Raw genomic sequence first — 23,614 nt, forward strand, 5'->3', positions numbered from 1 at the left:
CCTCGTGAACGATTGCGGTTGGGTTCCACCCTAGCGGTCGAGCTCGGCTATTAGGTGTGCCACCAGGTCGGTCGCCCCAATCGGCTGAGCGGCGCGGTACCCCGTGCCGGCCCACAATGCCAGCAGCTCAGGATCGCCAGCAGCTGCGGCTGCCGCGCGCAGGGGTGATGTCAGATGGTGCACTTCCGGGTATCCGAGCGGGGCATCGCGGTGTTCCCTCATGAACCGATTCTCGAGCCCCCTTGCCGGTCTTCCGCTGAATGCCTGGGTCACCGCAGTCCCCTGAAATGCCAGGGAGGCGAGAGCGTCTTTGTGGATCTGGCGCGCACCGCTTTCATGGGTTCGCACAAACAGTGTTCCGAGCTGAACGGCTGTCGCCCCGGCGTCGAGCGTCCGCCGGATGTCCCGTCCTCCGGTGAGACCTCCCGCTGCAATCAGTGGGACTGTGGAGTTCGGGATCAGCGAGGCAATCAGGGCTGCAATGTCGGTGGTTGGCCTCTCGGCCGGATGGCTGGGTTCGAAGACAGCACTGTGGCCTCCCGCTGAACTGTGCTGGACTACAGCTGCGTCGACCCCGTGCTCCTGGGCTACGACTAGCTCACGTTGGCATGTCACCGTTGAAATGACCACGGTGCCGCGTTGCTGGAGTGCGCCAATGATTGCCCGGTCCGGTAGCCCGAAAGTCAGGCTTACGAAGGGGACTGGCTCGTCCATCAGGGTGCGGACTTTGGAGTCCCAGCCGTCGTCGTCGTACTGGGGATCGGGCAGTACCACGCCATAACGGTCAGCAAGGGAAGCCAGCTTCGCGCGGTAGGCCAACAGCGGTTCCCGGTTTTTCGCAGGACCACCGGGAACGAACAGGTTCACCCCGAAAGGCAGGCCGGTCAAGCGGACCGATGCAATCTCAGCGCGCAAAGCCGTGACTGATTTGTAGCCCGCAGCGAGGAAGCCAAGGCCGCCGGCCCGCGCGACAGCTGACACCAAGGCCGGGGTCGATACGCCGCCGGCCATGGGCGCCGCGATGATTGGGGAAGGGAACATCACTCAGTCCTGTGGCCGGTCGCGTTGACCACTGAAAGGGCAGTGGTGCAGTTAGTAATCAGCTTTTCGAGCTGATGTCGGAGTAATCCGTCGTCCACACCGTCGTCGACGGCGTTAAGCGTCGCTTCGAGCCCGTGCCACGCGGCGTCGGTTAGCCGCCGACCCGAGAGCGTCAGGTCGACCACGTTCGCCCGCGGATCTGCGGCGTTGATCGACACGCTGACCAGGCCCTGCTCCCTGAGCTGGTGGACGCGTTGAGTGACCGATGCCCTGCTCACGTCGAGTCCCTGGGCTATTGCCCGCTGCGGAGACGGGCCAGCGATGCGAAGGGTCAACAGGACCAGGAAAGGTGCGTAGTGGATGCCATGACGTGCGATGAGGTACTCGTCGGACACCCGGGTCACCAGTGTTGTTGCCCGGTGCAGCTTGAACACGGTCGACTGTCGGAGATCCATACTGTTAAGTAGTTAACATTTTGCCCGGCGGGTCAAGTTCCAGCATCCGACGAGCGATACATTGCCGGGAGCAGGACCACTCACACCGCACGCTGGTTAGACTTGCCGCCATGAGTGCTGCATGGGATACGAGGATTGGCGCTTACGGGCTGATTATCGACAACGGCAAAATCCTTCTGGCGCATTGGAACGAATCAGGGGCCGCTGGCTGGACCCTTCCCGGCGGAGGTTTGGAGTTGGGCGAAGACGCGCCGGCTGCTGCCGTCCGCGAAATATATGAAGAGACCGGCTACACGGCCGAGCTCGATCACCTGTTGGGTGTCGACAGCCTCCACATCGCAGCATCCGACCGCCTCAACGGTTCTGACAGGCCGATGCACGCACTCAGGATTGTTTATCGAGCTCGCACCATCGATGGATCACTCCGCCATGAGGCTAATGGGTCGACCGACCGGGCCGCCTGGGTGAACCTCTCCGACCTGCCCACCCTTGACCGGGTGGGGCTGGTAGATGTCGCCTTATGCATGGAGAATTTACTGTGAGGACAATCAGTGAACATGCTGCAGCAGTACGGGTTTACCCAGCGGGTTAGCGCCCACTTCACTAATCACTTCCCTGGCACGGATCTCATTCCTGCCCGAGTGATACGGGTCGACCGCGGCAGGATTCGGCTGGCAGCCGAACACGGCATCCTGATAGTTGCCGCCCATCGGGGCGCAACTACCGGCGATTGGGTTGCCGTCGACCTCTCGGAGCCGGAGCATCCCGTCGTTGTTGGGGTGATGCCCCGGTTGACGGTCGTGCAGCGCAGGAAAGCCTACGATCCGATCGCTGAACCGCAGGTACTCGCGGCCAACGTGGACATTGTCGGAATTGTCGTTCCGATTGATCGCCCCATCTCAGCCAACCGGCTCGATCGCACCTTGGTGGCAGCCCGGGACTCGGGTGCAACTCCGCTGGTTATCCTCACCAAAGCGGATCTGAGCAACAGGTTCGACTCGGTGGTGGCAGAAACCGTTGAACGGGCTGGGTCGGTGGCTGTTGTGACCACTTCAGCCGAAACTGGAGACGGTCTGGACGAGCTGCTCACCCGTGCCAAACCGGGGCAGACGATGGTATTGCTGGGCCCGTCGGGTGCCGGCAAATCAAGCCTGGCCAACGCGCTTGTCGGGAGAGCAGTGCAAAACATCGGGGCGGTCAGGGCTGTAGATGGGCGCGGAAAACACACCACCACAGCACGGGAGCTGATTCCACTGCCGGGTGGGGTGGTGCTGATGGACACCCCAGGCCTGCGTGGATTCGCGCTATGGGAGGCGGAGGATGGCCTTGATGCGTCCTTCGAGGACGTCGAGAACCTCTTCGTAGGCTGCCGATTCGCCGACTGCCAGCACGGTCCGGAGCCCGGCTGCGCCGTGCAGGAAGCACTCGCAGGTGGAACACTGGATCAGCGCCGCTGGCTGAGCTACCAAAAAATGGAGCGAGAGCTGGCGAGTCTGCGCCGCCGACAGACTCCGACCCGGAACCGTGCGCGAGGCCTGAACAGCCACCAACGGGCCAGAGAGGAGGTCCAGTCCAAGGACTATCGGAATAGGTTCCGTCAGCCGTAACGAAAGGCAGCGCCGAGAGGCGCTACGGAGTGCTAATCACGTATCCCACCGCTGTGCTGTGGCATCCTGTGTAAATGGCAGAATTCAAGCAGTCAAACAAGCTCCAGAACGTTCTCTACGACATCCGGGGGCCGCTGCTCGATCATGCCAAGTTCATGGAGGCCGAAGGACACCGGATTCTGAAACTGAACATTGGTAATCCAGCGCCGTTTGGTTTCGAAGCCCCGGAAGCCATCCTGGTGGACATGATCCGCCATCTCCCCAAAGCCCAGGGCTACAGTGACTCCCGCGGCATTTTTTCAGCACGAACGGCAGTGGTGCAGTACTACCAGGGTCGCGGCCTTACCCACATGGACGTCGACGACGTCTACCTGGGCAACGGTGTCAGCGAACTGATCACCATGTCGTTGCAGGCATTGCTGAACAACGGCGACGAGGTACTCGTGCCCACCCCCGACTACCCACTGTGGACCGCATCGGTGTCCCTGGCCGGTGGCACTGCCGTGCATTACCTCTGCGACGAGGAAAACCATTGGTGGCCCGATCTCGAGGATCTTGCAGCAAAGATCACGAGCCGGACCAAGGGAATAGTACTCATCAACCCCAACAACCCCACCGGGGCGGTCTACCCACGCTCAATCATCGAGGGGATGGTGAAGTTGGCGCGCGAGCACGACCTCATCATCTTCGCCGATGAAATCTACGAAAAGATCCTGTACGACGATGCGGTTCACATCAACGCGGCGACCGTCACGGGTGACGACGTGCTGTGCCTGACCTACAGCGGTCTTTCGAAGGCATACCGGATTGCCGGGTTCCGCAGCGGCTGGATGGCGATTACTGGGCCCAAGCATCGGGCTGCAGATTACATTGAAGGGATCAACCTGCTGGCCAACATGAGACTCTGTGCCAATGTTCCGGCCCAGCACGCGATCCAGACAGCGCTGGGCGGGCACCAGAGCATCAATGACCTCATCCTGCCCGGGGGACGGCTGAAGCAGCAGCGCGATAAGGCCTATCAGCTGTTGAACGAGATCCCCGGCGTGAGTTGCGAACTGGCGCAGGGTGCGTTGTACCTGTTCCCACGGCTGGACCCCGAAATGTATCCGATCAAGGACGACGAACAGTTCGCCCTCGACCTGCTCAAGCAGCAGAAGATCCTGATCTCCCACGGCCGCGCCTTCAACTGGATCAATCCCGACCATTTCAGAATGGTCACGCTGCCCAACGTGGACGACCTTGAGGATGCCATCGGCAGGCTAGCCGAGTTCCTCAGCACCTACAAGCCATAAATCGCTTCTGGAAGGAACACTATGACGCCCGCAACCCCAGCGTTTGAGACCAGCCCCAGCAAGGCCCTGCTGGTGGGGCCGGATATCGACCTCGCCTCGATCGATTCCCGCTCCACCCCCGGATTTTCGGGGGGTAAGAAAAAGGGCCGGCTCAAGCTGGACGCTGAGAACGCGGAGCTGTCGGAGCTTCAGGAGAAACTCTTTGCCGAAAGCAGGTTCGGCAGCGAGGTCTCGCTACTCGTGGTGCTCCAGGCCATGGATACTGCGGGAAAGGGCGGAATTGTCCGCCATGTGGTGGGGGCAGTCGATCCGCAGGGCGTCAAGCATTACGCATTCAAGGCACCCACGGCCGCAGAGAAGCGCCACGACTTTCTTTGGCGGATCAAGAAACAGTTGCCCGGTCCCGGAATGATCGGCGTCTTCGATCGCTCCCACTACGAAGACGTACTGATCCAGCGGGTGCGCGGATTGGCGAAGCCATCGGTGATCGAGGAGCGCTACGACGTCATCAGGGATTTCGAAGCGTCGCTGGTGGAATCAGGAACACGCATCATCAAGGTAATGCTTCACATCAGTCCGGAGGAGCAGAAAGCTCGACTGGCGGAACGGCTTGAACGCAAAGACAAACACTGGAAGTACAACACCGGCGATCTGGACGAACGCGAGTTGTGGGACGAGTACCAGGCCGCCTATCAACTGGCGATTGAGCGCACGACCACTCCCGAGGCGCCGTGGTTTGTGGTTCCCGCAGACCGGAAGTGGTACGCACGGATGGCTGTTCAGCAACTCATCATCGACGCGCTTCAGGATATGCAACTCAGTTGGCCGAAAGCCCAGTTCGACGTCGAAGCCGAGCAGTCACGCCTCGCCCAGTCCTGACCGACGTCCCCACCAGCCAACCCGCCCGGCCGTCCTTGGTCGCGGTGACTGGCTAGCCGGTTTGCCCGGCTTTGTCGCGGGCCGCCGCGAGACGTTTCTTGGCGCCCTCAAGCAGGATTCGCAATGATCGGCCAGCGCCTCGCCTCGTTCCCATAGGGCCAGGGAACGCTCAAGGGTCACTCCGCCGGCCTCAAGCTGGCTGACGACCGAGACGAGTTGCTCGCGTGCCTGTTCGTACGACAATTTGCTGACGTCTTGATCTGCTGCCGGGTCGTTGGCAGCAGATCCGGTGGGCTGGCTCATGGGGTGTCCTCTGGATTGGTGATGTGGGGGTGGCTGGATGCGAGGGTTGAGGCGGCGAGTTCACCGCGCGCCAGACGGATCTTGAGCAGGGACCCGGGAGGAGTCGACGCGGCATCCCGCGCGATGGACCCGTCCTCAAGCTGGACCACCGCGTAGCCGCGGTCGAGGGTGTTCTGCGGAGAAAGTGACCGGATCTGGGAACGAAGGTGGTGCACTCGGTCCGTGTCGCGCGAGACGGCCGAGGTCACCGCGAGCCGGGCGCGCCCTCGTAACCTCTCAACGTCATCCACCCGTACCGACACCATGCCCTCAGGCTGGGCCAACACTGGCCGCGAACGGAGGTGGGTGAGCCGCTCGGTTTCCCTTGCAACGAGCGTTCCAATGGCCCGGGAGAGTTGCGCCCGAGACTGCCGGATCCGTTGGAATTCCTCAGCGACGTCGGGGACCACGCGCTTGGCTGCATCGGTGGGGGTGGACGCACGGAGATCCGCCACCTCATCAATCAGTGGTCGGTCTGCTTCATGCCCGATTGCGCTCACCACTGGAGTCCGGGCCGCTGCTACCGCCCGGACCATTTCTTCACTGCTGAACGGCAGAAGGTCTTCGAGTGAGCCGCCACCCCGGGTAATGATGATGACGTCCACAGTGGGCATGGCGTCCAATTCGGCCAGTGCCGCGGTCACCTGGCCGACGCAGCCAACCCCCTGAACCGCGACCTCCCGGATCTCGAACTCGACGGCCGGCCACCGCAGGCTGGCGTTTCGTAGTACGTCCTTCATCGCGTCCGAACCGCGCCCGGTGATCAACCCAATCCGGTGGGGGAGCAGAGGGAGGGGTTTACGGAGCCGTGCGGCGAACAGACCCTCGGCGGCGAGTGACTGCCGAAGCCGTTCAATCCGCGCCAACAGGTCACCGAGGCCCACCTGCCGGATCTGCCACGTCTGCATGGATAGGCGCCCGGTCTTCAGCCAGAAGTCAGGCTTCAGCTGGGCCACCACACGTGAACCATGTTCGAGCGGCAGGTCCAGGCGGGACAACACGTTGCCGCGGATCGTCAACGGCAGAGACACCTCAGCGTCGACATCCCGTAGCGTCACGAAACACATATTGGACCGGCGGTTCACTTCAATAATCTGCCCTTCAACCCAGGCGGCCGGAGCGCGTTCCAGATGAGCCTTCAACTTCTCGGAGAGCAGGTGAAGGGGCCAGGGCCGCTCGGCCGTTGTTTCGGCCGCGGTGGCAGGAAGAGTCGTGGGCTGAGATGGGTTTACACCAGCCAGGTCCTGGCTCTGGAGGCGCACACCGTTGGAACCGTTGCGCGGCTGCACCGCGCCGTCGTCATTCATCAGTTGACACTCCCAACGCTTGTGGCTGGAACAAGGCGTGGCGTTGCACCTTGTTCCCTTCATGTTTATCAGCTTGCGCACCCGGCCGGGTCCACACAGACTCGGTGTGGAGGAAGAGTCCAGCTGGCCGGGGCATAATCAATACTTCTCTCACTACAAGGCAGGACAGAATATGCGGACGTTTGGTGCGGCGTTTTTCACGCTGGTAGCGCTGGTGCTGGCCGGGATTGCCCTGCCGGGTGCCTGGATCGACAGGAACTTCGTGCAGGTGGACGGTTTCGTTGAGCTGGCCGGACCGCTTGGCTCTGATCCCGAGTTTCAGGCGCAGCTAACGTCAGCCCTAGCCTCCGAAGCTACCGCAAATGCTGGGCTTCCCGAGGCCCTGACCGGCATTGTTGAACCGCTCATCGCGGAGGCGGCGGGCAACGTCGTTGGCCTGCCAGGCTATCCAGCGGCATGGAATGACACGTTGCAGCGGTCGCACGAGCTGAGTTTCCCGGCCGACGCCGACGTGTTCAACGGTGTTGACTCGCCCGAACCTGTGAAGCTCGATCTCGCCCCGGTTCTCGCCCTCGCCCTTCAGGAAGTGGGGACAAGACTGGGGGTAGACGTCCCGGCTCCGGAGCAGACCCTGGTGGAAGTCGCTTCACCGGAGCGGCAAAGCACTGTGGGCCAGCTTGCGGCCGTCGCGGGGCTGTGGCCGATACTGGGTGCCGGCGCGGTGGTGAGCGCACTGAGCGCCCTTGGGCTAGCCCGACGGCGGAGCACAACCCTGGCGTTCCTGGGCCTGGGCACGGCGGCCCTCGGGGTGCTCTACTGGGCGGGGGTCCGGGCCGCGCCAGAGATTCTGGAACGGGTGCGGGCCGAGCGCGGAGCATCTGAAGGTTCCATCTCCGCCCTGTTCCAGGACGGTTTGGTAGCCCGGGCCGCGGAGGTCAGCGAGCCGCTATGTCTGGCGGTCATCGGAGTGGGAGTGGTGCTGCTCCTGGTAGGGGTAGCATCCCGGCTGATCAGCGGCGGTCGAAGAACAACCGTGGCTTAGCTCTCAGCGGATCAGGGCCAGCTGTCTCGGGTCAGAGGGCCCACAACCGTTAGCATTGAGGGATGACCAGCACAGCAGTCTCAGTGCCCATGCCCTCGGTGCCCAGGAGGCGGCGCTCGCCTGCCGAGATCGACGCCGCGCAGCCCGTCTCGGGGGGACGCAAAGTCCTGCTCGCTGCACCGCGCGGCTATTGCGCCGGAGTGGACCGGGCCGTAATCGCCGTCGAGAAAGCTCTCGAACACTACGGCGCGCCGGTGTATGTGCGCAAACAGATTGTTCACAACCTGCACGTGGTCTCCACGCTTGAGGCCAAGGGTGCCATCTTTGTGGAAGAGAACGAGGAGGTACCCGAGGGTGCCCTGGTGGTCTTTTCCGCCCACGGCGTCTCGCCAGCAGTGATCCAATCGGCAGCAGACCGGGGGCTGCGCACCATCGACGCCACGTGCCCTCTGGTGACCAAGGTCCACAAGGAAGCGGTCCGCTTTGCGAGGGACGATTTCGACATCCTGCTAATCGGTCATGAGGGCCATGAGGAAGTAGAAGGCACCGCGGGGGAAGCCCCGGAGCATATCCAGATCGTCAACGGTCCGGAGGATGTGGACAAGGTGACGGTCCGCGACCCCGACAAGGTGATCTGGTTGTCGCAGACCACCCTTAGCGTCGATGAGACGATGCTCACCGTCAACCTGCTCAAGGAACGCATCCCCACCCTGCAGGACCCGCCGAGTGACGATATTTGCTATGCCACCTCCAACCGGCAGGCAGCGATCAAGAAGATCTCACCCAGCTCGGATCTGGTGATCGTGGTTGGTTCAGCCAATTCCTCCAACTCGGTACGACTGGTCGAAGTGGCCCTCGAATACGGCGCAAAGGCTTCTTACCGGGTCGATTTTGCGAACGAGGTGGACGAGAGCTGGTTCGAGGGCGTCTCAACCATTGGTGTCACATCGGGTGCGTCTGTCCCCGACAATCTGGTCCAGGATGTATTGCGTCTCCTCGCAGACTATGGGTACGGCGACGTCGAGGAAGTGGTCACGGCCGAGGAGGACATCATTTTCTCGTTGCCCAAGGAAATCCGCGCCACCCTCAAGGCGATGGGGGATTCCACCAGCGGCATCGGTGGCAGGGGACCCCGGCCCAAGCGCTGAGGCCAGTCCTACGCGCTGCGGCGGTCGCCGTCGTTCCCTGACGCGTTATCCTCAAGCAGCTCGGGTGCGCTCAGGAGCCGTGGTGTTGACTCCACCGCTGGTACCCGGAGCGTGCTGGACGGCTGCGCCGGATCGGTCGACGAGCCGTCCAGGGAAGCGGAATCGAAGTCGTTGATGCGGCGGGCCGTTGGCAAGACCCGTGACTCAAGGGTTCCCACAAACGAGTTGTATTTCTCCACCGACGATTTCAGTGAATTGCCGAGCCTGGTCACGTGCTCTCCCATGGTGCCTAGCCGGTCATAGAGCTGCCGGGACAGGTCAAACAGCTCTTTGGCATTTTCGGTCAGGACATCCTGCCGCCAGCTGTACGCCGCACCTTTCAAAATGGCCAGAAGCGAAACCGGTGAGGCTAGTGCCACGTTGCGGGTGAAGGCGTAATCGAGAAGGCCGGGATCTGCGCGCAGCGCCGATGAAAGCACCGACTCTACGGGAATGAAACACACCACCAACTCCGGGGTGTTCTCCACGCCCTGCCAATACCGCTTTCGTGCCAAGGCATCAATGTGTGCCCGCAGCGCTTTGGCATGCTGCTGCAGCAGGATCTCGCGCTGGCTGGCCGGCTGGCCGTCTCCACCGTCGGATCCCTCGGGCAACTCCTGGGCGTCAAGGAACGCAGCCAGTGGCACCTTCGCATCCACTACCAGCTGTTTACCACCGGGCAGCTGAACGATCATGTCGGGCCTGGCTGAGGTGTCTTTGGCGCCAGCGCTGAGTGTGATGGTTGCCTGCTCCAGGAAGTCGACGCGGGGCAGCATTCCTGCCGCCTCCACCACCCGTCGAAGCTGTACCTCCCCCCACTGGCCGCGGGCGCTGTTGCTCCGCAGTGCAGCCGTCAGCGAATGCGTGGTGGATAGGAGTTGCGCGTCCGAGTGCCGTGCCTCCCTGAGTTGTTCGGCGAGTTGCCCGAACTGCTCCACCCTGTCGCGTTCGAGGATCCCCACCTGAGACTGGAGATGAGTCAGCTTGTCGGCCACCGGCGCCAGCGCACGCAAGACCGACTGATCACTTACTGACCGGGAGGTGAGCTCACGGTTTTGGGCGACCAGCATCCGGTTTTCCGCTGTTGCAGTAGCCAACGCGGCGTTGGTGCTCCCCAGACGCTCGCCGACGTCGTCGAGCTCCTCTGCCAAACGCTGCACCTTGAGACGTGCCGCCCAGGCGACACCCACCGCCCCGAGGATTGCGCCGATGAGCACCGACAATACGATCAAAACCACAATGAATCCGTCCATGCCACCACCATCTCAGTCAGCACCGACATTCTGGTTCACCCGCCGCGGCGCGGTGGAAGCTGGGGCAAACGGTAGACTCTATTCCCGTGGCTCTTACTATTGGCATCGTCGGACTGCCCAACGTCGGCAAATCAACCCTATTCAACGCGCTCACCCGCAACAATGTGCTTGCTGCGAACTACCCGTTCGCGACCATCGAGCCGAACGTCGGGGTGGTGAGCCTGCCTGACGCACGGCTTGGCAAACTGGCCGAAATCTTCGGGTCGCAGCGCATTCTGCCAGCCACAGTTTCTTTCGTTGATATCGCAGGGATCGTCAAGGGCGCGTCGGAGGGTGAGGGACTAGGAAACCAGTTCCTGGCCAACATCCGTGAGGCCGAGGCTATTGCTCAAGTAATCCGGGTGTTTGACGACCCCGATGTGATTCACGTTGACGGCAAGGTCGATGCTCGTTCCGACATGGAGACAATCAACACCGAGCTGATCCTTGCTGACCTCCAAACCCTTGAGAAAGCCATTCCCAGGGTTGAGAAGGAAGTCAAGATCAAGAAGCGGGAACCGGCGCAGCTCGCAGCCATGGTTGCCGCCCAGTCGGTGCTGGAACGCGGCGACACCATTTTCGCCTCGGTCGCCAAAGACAAGCTGGAGATGGAACATCTTCGCGAACTGAGCTTGCTTACCGCCAAGCCCTTTATCTACGTCTTCAACGCCGACGATTCTGTCCTGGGGAACGAGGAACGCGAGGCCGAGCTCCGCGAACTCGTGGCGCCCGCCGACTGCATCTTCCTCGATGCCAAGCTCGAGTCAGATTTGGTCGAGCTGGACGAGGAAGAGGCTCGCGAAATGCTCGAGATGAACGGCCAGAGCGAGTCCGGTCTCGATCAGTTGGCGCACGTCGGTTTCCACACCCTCGGCCTGCAGACCTATCTGACAGCCGGCCCCAAAGAAACCAGGGCGTGGACCATCACCAAGGGCGCGACCGCTCCCGAAGCTGCGGGAGTCATTCACACCGACTTCCAACGCGGCTTCATCAAGGCAGAGGTGGTCTCCTTCGACGATCTGGTGGACGCCGGATCGATGGCTGAGGCCAAGTCCCGCGGCAAGGTCCGCATCGAGGGCAAGGAATACGTTATGGGCGACGGCGACGTCGTGGAGTTTAGATTTAATGTATAGTTTTCAGGCGATTGCTTGAGGAAGGCCCGGGATGCTGAGTGCATCCCGGGCCTTCCTGTCGGCACGGCCATCGAGGGGATTGGTGCCCTCATCGGTTTTCAAGGTTGGGACTACGCCGGCCCGGCTGGAAAGGGCATGTACCGTCTCGCGGAGAACGTCTATGTTGTGAGGATGCTAGACGTGCCTACTGCAGGCGGTTCGCAAGCAACAATTGAGCTGGCGAGCTGGGACCTGCCCACATCCAGTATTTGGTCTCGCCATCTCTTGGCGTCTAATTGCTGGCGAACCTAGCGCTCCTATCAGCAAAAGTGCGATTTCCACGTTGCATCACTGCGGACAGGAAAGATCCGCCGGTTGTGTCCGAATACGCCCATGTTGTCTGCGAATCACGATCCGACAGGGGTTCTCTGGCGCAGTGTCGGGACGGGAGGAGGCGAATGGCAGGTTTAGACTGCTGCTATGGGGCGGCGCTGGCGGGGTCAGGAAATGCGTTTAAAGTTCGACGCGATCACGTGCGGGGGATGCAAGGGTAGGCGGCTTCTAGACCTGACCTGCACTGACTGCGGGGAGCGACCCAAAGCACAAGAGATCCAATACGACCTCCAGCGCCGAGAGCGCCTGGTTGCAGAGTTCCGGACCACGCGCAAGGTCCCGGACCATACGATTAAACCCGTTCTGTCGTCCCTGACCGGGGACCTCGACGAGTTGTTGGGCCAGGTACTAGGTGCGCTTTCTTCGACATCGAGGTCTGGGCGCACATCCGAGCCATTGGTGGACGCATTTGGCGAGATGGACCAGTTTGTGGCGCACTGGGCCAATCTGTTGCCCCGACCACATCGGAACCGAGGAAAAGTCATTGGGCTCTCGCTGCGCGAACTTGCCGAGGGATTGGAACTTTTTTTGGACGCGCTCTGCGCACCGGATATCCAGGAGGCCAAAGGACTTGAACGGCAGGGCAACAAAAAGATAGAACAGGCCGGGGTAACCCTTGATGGGATCGCCGAGCTAAATGCGGCAGAAGCGGCTTTTATTAGCGGATGAGTGTCCGACATGCAATGGCCAACTGCTTCGGACCGCCGGCATCGATAGCGGCAGATCCTCGGATTGAAGAATTAGAGATGACGGCGTTTGACGCACATTGGTGGGACATCGGCTACGGCGGATTTCAGCGGTCGTTGCAACAGTTTATGATTCTGTCGGTGGTGAGATGAGCCTAGCGAGTTGCTCCACGGGGCTTTCCCAGCCGAGGATTTCCCGTGGTCGACGGTTGAGTTCATCGGCGACCCGGGCGAGGTCCTTGATGGTGTGGGTTCCTAGGTCTGTCCCTTTCGGGAAATACTGCCGGAGTAATCCGTTGGTGTTCTCGTTGGACCCGCGTTGCCAAGGACTTGCGGGATCGCAAAAGTAGACCGGGATGAGCGTCCGGCGGGTGAAGTCCTGGTGGCAGGCCATCTCGGTACCCTGATCCCAGGTCAGCGACTTACGTAGATGTGCTGGAAGCGCGCTCATCGACTCGGCCAGCCGATCACGGAGATTCTCTGCTCCTCTGTTGCCGGCTAGATGCACGAGGATCGTGAACCGTGTGGTGCGTTCCACCAGGGTTCCGATCGCTGAGCAGCTTCCCTTCCCGATGATGAGGTCGCCTTCCCAATGCCCCGGTACCAATCTCCCGGTGACCTCTGCTGATCGGTCGCGGATCATCACCATATCTGGGAACCGTTTGGTGCGGTGTTCTTTCCTCCTGCGGGGTCGGCGTCCGGTTCGTCCGGTGCGCAGCGCCAGTGCAGGGCTGACGGCAAGATCCAGGCTTCCGCGCCCATATAACGCCTGGTAGACGGTTTCAGGCACGACCTGCATCTCGGCACGGCCGGGAAACTCCGTACGGAGCCGGTTGCTGATCTGGCGTGGGCTCCAGCGCTCTAATAGATGGGTCCTCACGAACGCCGTCAGCTCAGCACTGGCAGCGATCTTCCCGGTCCGGGGTCGACTTCGCCTGCGTTCGGCGCTGCGCTGGGCTGTCCGTGGCCGGTAATTTCCAGAGGGCTGGTGGGTGTTCCGTCGGATCTCTCGGCTCACGGTTGAGGGACTGCGCCCAAGCTCCCTGGCAATGGTCCGGACGCTTCGTCTGGCGTGGAGCAGGTCCGCGATCGTGATTCGCTCCTCCTCCGAGAGAAAGCGTACGGAGGTGACCCGTGGTCTTTGTCGTGAGATCGGCGGGTACTTCGTGACCACTCCCGTCTTTGAGATGGCGGTGTGGCCGTGGCGCCACCGAGTGCCTGAACTTCGGCTGATCCCGACGATCCGGCAGGCCTCAGAATTACCCATTCCCTGTTTCATCAACTGATCATAATGAGCGCGGGCAGCGTTCTTCGGAGGTGCTCCCCGAACCCTTCGTGCTCGTTTCATCAAGGCCATAGTTGCAACTCCTAATAGTCAGGTGTCGCAACGACCGCTAGACGCCAAGCCGTCACAACGGCTCACTTTTCGACCGTCACCGACACCACGGAGGCCTTTAGCTATCGTGCGCTATGACCAGTGGCGAAACGGTGAAGTCTATCAATCAACCAACCAGACTTCGGTATAGGGACAAGCGGGCAGGCCCCGTTGGGAGCGGGAGCATACCGAGTGAACAGAACTCCACTCCGATATTCATCCTCGTAGGTGACGACGATCGTCGACTCCAAAACCTGTCCGTGGCCGAAGGTTTTGATATTGGGGAGCTTCGCTCCGGAAATTAGCCCCGTGCTAGTGCTGCTGGCCGTCAGTGAGACGAAGAGCGGCTTTTATCTTGTCCTTTCCCAGCTGAAGTTGACCTTCAGTTCGACTCACCTGCAGGAAATTTCCGAGGTCATCGAGAAGAGTGGGCTTAGATGTCAATAGCGAGTCAAGCGCGCTCGTTACTTGCGTGGGCGTGAGCGCCTCAACTGCACTGACCAGCTCAGGCGGTAAACCACCATCTTCTATACGAGCGTTGGCCAAGAGCCGCATCTTTCATTAGCGAAGTGCCGGGCGATGAGTGCTTCAGCGAAGTGCTGGCGGGCCTCGCCACTGCTCATATTGGCCTCGTAGGCGTCGAGGGCGTCGCCGACCTCGTTTGTCCCATTGACGGGCGTGGCCTCGGAGGCAGTCGTAGGCACATCGGATTCGACACGCTTGCCTGCTCTGCGCCGGGGCATATGCGCCCGCCACTGCCCCCGCTGAAAATTGAAAAAGGGGATGACACGCTCTCTCCAGATGCGCTGTAGGCGCGGCTGCATCCACTCTGTGGCCTTGACGAAACCGAGAGTGATCAAGAGCCCGAGTATTTCCTCGAGTTCCTCCTGCTCCCGCGTCTTCTGAGGCGGCGAATCAATGTTTTCGTGAATGAAGATGATCTGCGGCTCGACGGGCGTGGTGTCATTCTCCGCGCTCGTGACATCGGGCTTGAGGCGAATTTCGACGTGCTCTGGTCCCTTGTCCGCTGAGTTGGGGGTGAAACCGCGACTCCATCCATCGGTCTTCTTGGAATCTGCCAGACGCCTGCCCTTGGGCATACGAATTACAGCATCGACTTCGACGTAGTCCTGGTCGTCAAGCACGATTCCCCTCCCGTTGGCCCGATGGGCACTGCCCGATGCAGAAGCACATGTCCGTAAACATCATGCGTTCACTTTAGACCGAGGACAGTTGCGCCCATCGATTTTTGATGCCCACACACCTAGCTGCGCCACGGTACGCGTCTTGGTGCCGCCGCGGCGCTCCAAGCGGCATTGGTAGCCCAGAATGTCGACCGGCTCGTCCGGCTGCATATGTTGGTGCACGTTCCGGCGCTTAGGCACCACAAGCATTTCGCCGCACCACGACGAACAGGGCGCTGAAGAATCAATGTTGAGTTGTTCCTCACCTCCACAATCGTGAACTAACCGCCGACCAAGTCGTGGGTTTTGTCATCGCATCATCTCAATACGCGAGAAAAAGGCGCCTCAGGAATCTAGCCAGCCGGCTACCTCTTCGAGCTGGGCTCGGACGTCGTTCCAGGGGGAGTTTAGGTCGAGGGTTCGCGCGCCGATCCGATTACCTTGGATAACGACGTCCAAGTCGGGCTGCTCTACGGCACCGGTACGCGCGTATAGAAGCAGGCCGCTGACGGAGCCGTCGCGCCGGGTGTCCTCGTTCTTTACATATGAAAACACTTGGTACAGATTCGTGGAATGGACGGTCGCCTTGCCCCATGCTCCGGTCTGCATCGTATGACTGTAGTACTTCGCGTCGATGATGAGAGTGCGCCCGCCGCTGCGAAGCGTGACGTCGGTACGCATCAAGGGCAGTTGCAAGCTGTTGCCGCCCGGCTCATCGAGATCCCAACCAACAGTGGGCGCGCCGGGGGAGAGCTCGGGATGGTGGACCGTGTAGTACTCGCGCAGAAACCGCTCGTACAGTGTGCTCATCACATCATCCGAAACCCACGACGTGAGTTTCGAGGTTCCGCAGTCATGAGTGGGGAGGAGCCCGCGAACGATCAGCTCGCAGACGCCGAGCAGCAGCCGGTAAGAGGCATTGGCGCGGTGGTAGGTGAGCGCGTCCCATCTGATCGACGTCGGTGCCACCAACGTGACTGCGTCCAAGTAGGGCAGCAGCCGGCGCAGCGCACCTTTGCGCGCCGCGGAGACCTCGCTGTGGCGGATGAGGAGCACGATGACCGACTTTAGGGCCCGGTTATGGGGCGTGTCTGCTTCGTACTCGTCGAAATCGCACACTAGCCGTCCTCGGGTGGCCGAGCGGGTAGCGATAGTGCGTGTGACGTCGATCCGGCCGCGAACGGTTGCGATCTCGTCACTGCGGTGAAGATAATCGCGATGGACTCCGCGCTTGACCTGGGCACCCACGCCGCGCACAAGGATCTCCGCAAGCAGGTCATGAAGATGGTCGAAGCGCTCAGCGGCAATTCTGTCGTTGCCTTCGCTGTGGATCGTCCGGAAGGCGTACGCCAGCATCACATACACATTGCGAATTAAGATCGAGCGGTCGGTCATTCCACGGCACTCCGGAGCCTGCCCGCCCACTCGTGCGCCTTATTCGGCTCGTCGAACCAGTACTCATCGAGCAGTGGGATGAGTTCGTCTTGGACGACCGAGTACAGCCATGAGTCGTCGGCGTCGCCACCCGCTGGGCGTGTCAGGTAACTGTGCCCAACCGCAAATCCTGGGCCGAGAGCCGGGTCCTCGGTGATGGTTTTGTTCAGGTCGAGGACGACCGAGATGAGGCGGTCGAGGGTGGAGCTGCCTGCCGCCTGCCGCCAGCGGGTGAATCCGGCGGACTCGAAACCGGGGGGCATCTCGAAAAACCCGAAGCGACGCCGCAGGGCGTAGTCGAGCACGGCGAGGCTGCGGTCTGCGGTATTCATCATGCCGATGATGTGGACGTTCGCCGGGACGGAGAAGGTCTCGTTCTTGTAGACCAGGCGAATTTTTTGTCCTCGTTTGTCGGATTCGATAAGCATGAGCAATTCGCCGAAGATCTTGGACATGTTGCCGCGGTTGATTTCGTCGATGATGAAGAAGTAAGGCCGGTCATCGTCATCGGCGCGGGCATCTTCGCAAAACCGATAGAATGTGCCCTCGGCGAGCGTGAACCCACCTGACTCAGTGGGTCGGTAGCCCATCATGAAATCCTCATAGGAATAGCTCTGATGGAACTGGACTGCCTGAATCCTGCTCGGATCCTTCACTCCCAGGATCGAGTACGCCAATCGCTTAGCTGCGAAGGTCTTACCGACGCCAGGCGGACCGGCGAGGATGACGTTTTTTTTGCGCAGCAGCAAGGCCTGCAGCCGGTCGTACCGAGTCTCTGAGAGATAGACTTCCTTGAGAAACGCGGCCTTGTCATAAGACTGGAGCGGCGTTGCCGCGACAGTCGGCTCGGGCTCGACATCGCCTGTGACGAGAGCCTCCAGTTTCTCGACGTAGTCGCGGTAGGGCGTAATGTCGGTGAGTGTTTTTGTTGCCGCGTCGCCGGGGTGTTCCCAAGACCCCGTGTGCGTCCACTTCACCGAGCGGACGTGGCGGAACGAGGCACGTTGCGGTTCGAACCGGCTGCCCGAGGTGACCTCACCGCGACCGACGATCTCACGACGACCGCGCTTGGCGTAAACGATGTCGCCCACGGCGATCTCATTCTGGAACTGCCACACTGCCAGAACGGCGTTCCTCATCGATCCGCCGCTCTCCTCGACGTCGAGGGCCTGACGGATCGCCTCCCGGCTCGGGTACGAAGCGAGGTTGTCCAACTCATCCCACCCGATCGCCATGATGTCGCTGGCCGAGAACCCATCCCACTCAGCGGCTTGTGCTCCAGGAGAGTAAAGCCAGTAATGGCGGGGACGAGGTTCGGCCAACGTGGCGACATCGGTGGTGACAGGGTCGGGTTCGCTGGCGGAGGAGTCCCAAAGCTCTTCCACGCCCGGTGTCCAGAAGTGGAAGGGGCCTTCGATCGATCGGGCCAGAGCAGCACGGATCCCCAGCAGGTCGCGGTCAATCGACGCCGGGTCGCTGCCCGTCCCTCCGCCGATTCGGTCGGCAAGTCCGTCGCGAATCCTTTTCTTCATTCCCCCGGAGGCGATCGGCTCGAAGACGTCGGGCCTAGCGAGGAACTGCAGGGCGTTTCGGATGTCCGACCGATCATTGCCGGAAGCAAGCATGACTTGTTGTAGTGTCCACGGATCGGCGCGCGCGGCATCACGTTCGTCGTTCGGCAGCCCTCGCCAGTAGCGGACGAAGGAGGCGGTCCAAGTGACATGCCGCCACATTGCGCTGTTGTACCAAGGACCCGGTTCGAAGCCAGCGGTACCTGTCGGGCGGCCCAGCCATTCTGACATGGGCTCAGGAATCGACACCGGGGATTCGAGGTGGGATAGAACCCTATCAACATGGGCTCGGCGAGTCCCTGGTAGTGCTGAGCGCAGCGGATGCTCGCGGAGGAAGATGATTTCTGCCGCTAGAAGTATGACTTCGCGTGGCGCGCCTTGGAGCTGCTGATCGAGCTTGTCCCACTGTCTCTGGTCGGACCCGACAATTAGGTTGTCCTCGATCCGGGCACGAAGCTCCTCAGCTGCCTCGGCCGTCCAGATCGTGGCCGTCGGGTCGATCACAGACCAGCCGTCGCCGAGCATGTGAGCGATCACCTCACCGGCCTCACGTGCTACCGCCATGTCAGGAGTCGTTCGGGTTGAGCTAACAGCCGCCCTTTCATCACCCTGGAATTGTTCGTTAGTCATATCAGTAGTCTCCTGGTTGGCTGAGTCCTCATGCTGTGATGCCCTCGGCCAGAGCGTACACGACCCTGCAAATTGCCCATGCCACATTCGCAAGTGGCATGCGGCGAAGAATTGCGAGTGCACGCACCGTCACGAGTGCTCTGCGTAGATTTTCGGCATAGACACCACGGTGAGGAGATTGGTCCAGAGGAAGCCCCCTGCATCGACTCCCAGACCGAAGTTGCGGCTGCGATACTCCGGTCGTTTCCGGGCGAAGATCCATTCGCATCTGAGGATTGCGGATTCGACGGGTGGCCCGCTAACTTGACGGTTCAACATCCTTTTAACAAATGCTCAGCTCGGTATTATGAGGCCATGCACGACTTCTCATCAACGGCGGACCGGATTTTGCATCCTTCTTCACTCCACCGCCCATCGGACGTGAATGAGGCGCCACGGGTTAAGGGCATCTACGGTTGGCTGTTTACACCAGGGAGTTTGCCGGTCCCGGACGCTTCGTACTCGTATACCGACGGCTTCGCGCTCATGTATGTCGGCATTGCTCCGAAGAAGCCGGACAGTAACGGGAAGGAAAGCACGAGTCGCCTTCGCCCCCGCCTAGCAGCTCATTACAACAGAGACGCGTCTCGGTCGACGCTGCGGCTGACTCTCGGCGTTCTACTGGCCGAGGAACTGAGCCTTTCTCTCGGCGTTCACGGAGGACGCTTGAACTGGGGAGTGGATGGCGAAGCTCAACTGACCCGTTGGATTAACGCCAACGCTCGCGTGGCATGGGCTGAGAACTCGACGCCGTGGGATGTCGAGGACGAGTTGCTGGCGTATGCAACGTTGGCGCTGAATATTGACGGTAGGACAGATGCGTTTTCGCGCGAGTTGAGGGATCGGAGAGATCGGGTGCGTAGCAACGCCCGTATCGCCTCTGCTAGGTTCTGAATCTCAATGCTGCAGGTGCACCCGGTCCCGGATCTGCTAGTGCGTCTGGTAGAAGGCCACAGTGGCAGCGCTGGCCAGTTCGCTCGGAACGCCCTCGTCAGTGAGAATGTAGCCAACGGAAAACACAATGGCCATGGTGGCGAGCCGATGCGCCTCCAAGTCCCGGTCGATGTGAGGAGGCTTGCCAACGCCTATCGTGTGATTGTCCTCTGCCGGTGCGTAGTGACCAGCCAAGAACCCCGTCGCGTGAGCCCAAGTCGAGTCCTCACGCCACAGACGGTAGATCATCCCGAGGTTTAGTTCCGTGGCCTTAACCGCTGCAGTCAGGTTCTTCGCCTGCTCTTGCATGGCCTTCTCTTTTGAGGCGTCTAAGACGAAGTCCTCCATGGCGGCGATGTCGATGTCCGAGGGGATGCCCATCGACTGCATATGGGTGTGAGTGGTCTTCTCAGTTGAACGGCCGTGCGCAATCATCGTGTCCGCGGCCTCCTCACGGTCCGACCGACCCAGGCCTGCGAACCACAGCAACCGTACAGTCAACTCCCAGAACGCGCGACGGTTGGGAGCGATGGCATGCCCCATCCCCAGTTTCGTAAGTCTGGAGATGACCCGGCTTTGTTCGAAAGCCGCACGCATCCAGCCGACCGCGAACTGATTGACACGGGATTGTGGCACCTCGTGGAGGTCAACCGCGAGAACAGCATCCGCCGAACGGAGTGCGAAGTCAGCGTTTACCAGGTACGCGGGACGCTCATGCTGCGCCCGTCGCTGTTTCTTGGTTCTACTGCCGCTCATGTCATCACTGTATCTGCGGCGGGAGCGACATGCCGACGAGCGTTTTGACCTTGCCAGAGAGGACTTGAACAAAGGGGGAGGTGAGGTCGGCGGCCTTGGCGTTGGCCGCTCTCACTGCGGCTGTGCGGCCCTGGCGCCCGGCCCGTCTCGGTACTTTGTGCAGGGCTCTGGTGCTTCACGATGACGATAAGGAATGGTGATAAGGCTGTTCCGTGCCAGAACGTGGTTGAATCTAGATTTAGTGTCCATTTGAGTTCGATCGAACAAATCGCTGGGCCAGCCAGGTTGTTCATTGACTGTGCTCGTTCATAGGTTAGACGCGTCTCGGCGGCGCGGAAGGGTGTTGGCACGTGCCACTTTGGGATCATCAGATAGCTGCACTGACGATCCTGCGCAAGTACCTTCGTGAGGGCTCAGCGGCGGGTGCGGCACTGATATCTATGCCAACGGGCAGCGGCAAATCGGCCGTGATCGCTTCACTCGTCGCGGCAACGGAAGTGGGCGGAAACAAGCAAAGCGCTCTGATAGTCACGCCTTGGTCTGGTTTGACTCGGCAGCTATTGGAGGACATAAATAGTCGGGTCTGGCAGCGCCTAGGGCAGCAACGTCCCGAGAATCTGGCGAAAGTGGAATCTGTACGCAGCGCCTCCGACTTCATCGAAAAGATGCAATCGCAGGAGCAGCGACAGCCCAAAGTTTACGTCACCACTCTGGCAATGGTCCTGCAGATCTATAAGTCAATTGGCAACGACAGCACTGAGATGGCGTCACTATTTCAAGGCTTCGCGACCGTCGTAGTCGACGAATGCCACTACGAACCGGCCCCGGGGTGGTCCCGGGCTGTACGTGCCACAGGGCTTCCTATATGCCTGTTTACAGCAACTCCTTTTCGAAACGACAACCGCATGTTCGTACTCGATGGAGCTGCGCACTACCGGTACAACCACTTCCAGGCTGTGAAAGACAAAGTACTTCGAGAACCAATATTTGTGATTACCAAGGAAACTACGTCTGTCGGTGACTACGTCGATGATCTCCTTGAGCACGTGGCTGACAAGCTGGTGGATGGGGAACGGGTCATTATCCGGTGCGGAAACCGGGCAAGTGTGGAGGCGGTCGCTCGCGCGCTTAGTCTGAAGGGCCGCACAGTGGTCGCTGTGCATGAATCATTCGTTCGCGATGAAACTGCTCCATATCTCAGACGGTCAGTTCCTGCTCCCTCCGGTCGTCCGGACGCGCAGTTCCTAGTGCATCAACACAAGTTGACCGAAGGATTCGATGATCCGGCGGTCAAGGTTCTCGCAGTGTACGAAGGCTTCGGGAATGACCGGTCGCGCATCCAACAGGTTGGTCGGATCCTACGTAACCCCACGCGAGCCGAGCATGCTTCGGCCTTTGTTCTCTCCTCGGACGCAACGATGCAAGAAGCCTGGGGGCGTTACCGGCGATTCGATGACGGCGGTGACCCAAAGTCAGTCGCCACCGACCCGGCAGGTGTCGCCGGGCTCATGGATGCGCAACCGGAGATCTTCTACTGGGATCGGCTCTTTCGCGAGCAGGCGGATCTGCGCGGGGACGAAGCGTGGAAAGAGGTCAAGTTTCGACTTAGCACCTCCGTCCGCAGGCCCATCGAAGCGTTCGGACTGGACGCATTCGCAAAGCAGGTTGAGGACGATCTCGCTTCTAACGATCGCCAGGTGCTAAGCGTAGGCAGTCCCGACGAGGATACGCGCGTCTTCCTTCACCTTACTGTTCGCAACTCGCCGATCTTGCGCGAAGCGGCTTTTGTAGAGATGGCGCTCGGATACACCGTGATTCACTGGAACGGAGAACATCTGTTTGTGTCCGACTCGGACGGCATTCCGGAGTCGGTCCGCTCCCACACAACTTCGATAGGTGCCGGCACGCTCGTGGGCCTGCTGCCTAGCGATTCGACAGTCACTTCCATGTCCCTCACCAATAATGATCTCAGCGATTGGTCGGTGCGTTCACGCTCACTGAGTGCTCGGGACATTGCTTTAGTGGCAGCCGAGGTCGGGGATTCGACCTTTGGGTACTCGACGGCCTCCGGCACTCTCGTCATTGACGGCGATAAAGTTGGTCGATACACAGGCGTGAAGAATGGCCGGGTGAGTGACTCTCGTAGCTCAAAGGGGCACTATCCCGAGCTACGGGCATGGTTCGACGAACTGTCCGTTTCCCTGCAACGGGAGGATCCCCCCGCGTCGGCGATAGCACGCTTTGGACTCCCCGTCACTATTTCCGAGCCCCCGGTTGCTGCGCACGTGCTCCTCGACTTGGCGCAGCACACCTTCGATCCTATAGAAGACGGTGGTGCCCCCCTCGTGATCGATTGCTCCGGTGGTGTCGCAGAGGACGGGCAATTCGAAGTGGAAATCAACGGACGGCCAATCGAGTCCAAAATCCGCTGGGACAAGGCGCTAAATAGGTTTGAACTCTCTTCCGCTCAGAGCGTGCCGTACAGGTCCACCATCGATCCTCGCTCGACTTTTTGGCAGTTCGTCACGCGTGAACAGCTGGTGAGGGTGGCAACGGCTGGAGGTTTGGTCTACTCGAACCGTAACTTTTGGTCTATCAACCGTGAAAACTTGAGTTCACCTGACGGTTTGTTGTCGATCTTAGAGACGAGCGAGCAGTTGGCGAGGGTCGTGGGAGAGAAGGGCCATGCAGACGGGGCGGGGCCTTGGCCGCCTGACACTGTGTTCGGACATATTGATGATGTGCTTTTGCTGAAGGCTTTGGGCGAGGGGGCAACTGTTTTGTGTACCGACTTGGGCGCCGAGATAGCTGACTTTGTGGGATTCAATGACTCGAAGGTTGTTTTTGCCCATGCCAAGAGCAAGACCGAAGTCAAGCCCTCAAGGATTTCGGGGGCTGCGCTGCACGAAGTGGTCTCGCAGGCGACAAAAAGCTTACGGTTCCTGACTATAGGAAACCAGGACCGCCCGGCAACCAACCTCTGGGCAAAGGATTGGAGCATCCAGCCAAAGCTTGGCTCCACGGCGAAAGCTATGGGGCCAGCGAACCGCCTACGCC

Annotated in this window: 18 protein-coding genes and 1 pseudogene; 9 read left to right on the forward strand and 10 right to left on the reverse strand. The window is 60.6% G+C overall.

Features of this window, described 5'->3' with window-relative positions; genetic code table 11:
• Positions 1–30: 30 nt before the first annotated feature.
• Positions 31–1,041: a nitronate monooxygenase gene (locus DDA93_RS06440; protein ID WP_116778331.1), complete on the reverse strand. Its 1,011-nt coding sequence runs from the start codon at positions 1,039–1,041 to the stop codon at positions 31–33.
• Positions 1,041–1,496, reverse strand: coding sequence for a MarR family winged helix-turn-helix transcriptional regulator (locus DDA93_RS06445; RefSeq protein ID WP_243400543.1), 456 nt, complete (start codon positions 1,494–1,496; stop codon positions 1,041–1,043). The genes DDA93_RS06440 and DDA93_RS06445 overlap by 1 nt, the downstream gene beginning before the upstream one ends.
• Before the next feature lie 110 nt (positions 1,497–1,606).
• Between DDA93_RS06445 and DDA93_RS06450 the strand changes: the two genes are divergently transcribed.
• From DDA93_RS06450 to DDA93_RS06465, 4 genes are all read left to right on the forward strand, one after another.
• On the forward strand, positions 1,607–2,038 hold the full coding sequence (locus tag DDA93_RS06450) for an NUDIX hydrolase (RefSeq protein WP_019481599.1): 432 nt from the start codon (positions 1,607–1,609) through the stop codon (positions 2,036–2,038).
• Between the two features lie 15 nt (positions 2,039–2,053).
• Positions 2,054–3,103: a ribosome small subunit-dependent GTPase A gene (gene rsgA / locus DDA93_RS06455; RefSeq protein ID WP_116778333.1), complete on the forward strand. Its 1,050-nt coding sequence runs from the start codon at positions 2,054–2,056 to the stop codon at positions 3,101–3,103.
• A 74-nt stretch (positions 3,104–3,177) separates the two neighbouring features.
• Positions 3,178–4,395 (forward strand): pyridoxal phosphate-dependent aminotransferase, encoded by a 1,218-nt coding sequence (locus tag DDA93_RS06460; protein ID WP_024476874.1) that lies wholly within the window; start codon positions 3,178–3,180, stop codon positions 4,393–4,395.
• 21 nt (positions 4,396–4,416) lie between these two features.
• Positions 4,417–5,274, forward strand: a complete 858-nt coding sequence (locus DDA93_RS06465) for a polyphosphate kinase 2 family protein (protein WP_116778334.1) — start codon at positions 4,417–4,419, stop codon at positions 5,272–5,274.
• 52 nt (positions 5,275–5,326) lie between these two features.
• Here the strand turns inward: DDA93_RS06465 and DDA93_RS06470 are convergent.
• Together DDA93_RS06470 and xseA are read right to left on the reverse strand one after the other, a co-directional pair.
• Positions 5,327–5,577, reverse strand: a pseudogene (locus tag DDA93_RS06470) (exodeoxyribonuclease VII small subunit).
• Positions 5,574–6,923, reverse strand: a complete 1,350-nt coding sequence (xseA, locus tag DDA93_RS06475) for an exodeoxyribonuclease VII large subunit (RefSeq protein ID WP_024476875.1) — start codon at positions 6,921–6,923, stop codon at positions 5,574–5,576. The pseudogene DDA93_RS06470 and the gene xseA overlap by 4 nt, the downstream one beginning before the upstream one ends.
• A 172-nt stretch (positions 6,924–7,095) precedes the next feature.
• On the opposite strand from xseA, the gene DDA93_RS06480 reads away from it, so the two are divergent.
• Together DDA93_RS06480 and DDA93_RS06485 are read left to right on the forward strand one after the other, a co-directional pair.
• A complete protein-coding gene (locus tag DDA93_RS06480) occupies positions 7,096–7,965 on the forward strand; it encodes a hypothetical protein (protein ID WP_116778335.1) in 870 nt (289 codons plus the stop codon).
• A gap of 62 nt (positions 7,966–8,027) precedes the next feature.
• Entirely contained in the window at positions 8,028–9,113 is a 1,086-nt protein-coding gene (locus tag DDA93_RS06485; RefSeq protein WP_019481605.1) for a 4-hydroxy-3-methylbut-2-enyl diphosphate reductase, read from the forward strand.
• 8 nt (positions 9,114–9,121) lie between these two features.
• Here the strand turns inward: DDA93_RS06485 and DDA93_RS06490 are convergent, their stop codons facing one another.
• Positions 9,122–10,405, reverse strand: coding sequence for a DNA recombination protein RmuC (locus DDA93_RS06490; protein WP_116778336.1), 1,284 nt, complete (start codon positions 10,403–10,405; stop codon positions 9,122–9,124).
• A gap of 86 nt (positions 10,406–10,491) precedes the next feature.
• Here DDA93_RS06490 and ychF point away from each other — a divergent pair, with 86 nt between their 5' ends.
• Both ychF and DDA93_RS16285 read left to right on the forward strand, forming a co-directional pair.
• Positions 10,492–11,577 carry a redox-regulated ATPase YchF gene (ychF, locus tag DDA93_RS06495; protein ID WP_116778337.1) on the forward strand — a complete coding sequence of 362 codons (1,086 nt, stop codon included), beginning with the start codon at positions 10,492–10,494 and terminating at the stop codon, positions 11,575–11,577.
• A 789-nt stretch (positions 11,578–12,366) separates the two neighbouring features.
• Positions 12,367–12,618, forward strand: coding sequence for a hypothetical protein (locus DDA93_RS16285; protein ID WP_165802585.1), 252 nt, complete (start codon positions 12,367–12,369; stop codon positions 12,616–12,618).
• A 144-nt stretch (positions 12,619–12,762) separates the two neighbouring features.
• Here the strand turns inward: DDA93_RS16285 and DDA93_RS06505 are convergent, their stop codons facing one another.
• The 5 genes from DDA93_RS06505 to DDA93_RS06535 form a co-directional block, all read right to left on the reverse strand.
• Entirely contained in the window at positions 12,763–13,992 is a 1,230-nt protein-coding gene (locus DDA93_RS06505) for an IS30 family transposase (RefSeq protein ID WP_347693148.1), read from the reverse strand.
• Positions 13,993–14,537: 545 nt separating this feature from the next.
• On the reverse strand, positions 14,538–15,155 hold the full coding sequence (locus DDA93_RS16290) for a hypothetical protein (protein ID WP_165802586.1): 618 nt from the start codon (positions 15,153–15,155) through the stop codon (positions 14,538–14,540).
• Between the two features lie 384 nt (positions 15,156–15,539).
• The gene (gene mcrC / locus DDA93_RS06520; RefSeq protein WP_116778339.1) at positions 15,540–16,589 is read right to left on the reverse strand and encodes a 5-methylcytosine-specific restriction endonuclease system specificity protein McrC; all 1,050 of its coding nucleotides are present in this window, start codon (positions 16,587–16,589) and stop codon (positions 15,540–15,542) included.
• The gene (locus tag DDA93_RS06525) at positions 16,586–18,763 is read right to left on the reverse strand and encodes an AAA family ATPase (RefSeq protein ID WP_243400546.1); all 2,178 of its coding nucleotides are present in this window, start codon (positions 18,761–18,763) and stop codon (positions 16,586–16,588) included. The genes mcrC and DDA93_RS06525 overlap by 4 nt, the downstream gene beginning before the upstream one ends.
• 1,035 nt (positions 18,764–19,798) lie before the next feature.
• Positions 19,799–20,557, reverse strand: a complete 759-nt coding sequence (locus DDA93_RS06535) for a hypothetical protein (protein WP_116778341.1) — start codon at positions 20,555–20,557, stop codon at positions 19,799–19,801.
• Between the two features lie 350 nt (positions 20,558–20,907).
• On the opposite strand from DDA93_RS06535, the gene DDA93_RS06540 reads away from it, so the two are divergent.
• Positions 20,908–23,614 (forward strand): DEAD/DEAH box helicase family protein (locus DDA93_RS06540; protein ID WP_133185452.1); only part of this gene is annotated, 2,707 nt, incomplete at its 3' end.

The sequence above is a fragment of the Arthrobacter sp. Bz4 genome (assembly GCF_003075455.1).
GTDB lineage: Bacteria > Actinomycetota > Actinomycetes > Actinomycetales > Micrococcaceae > Arthrobacter_D.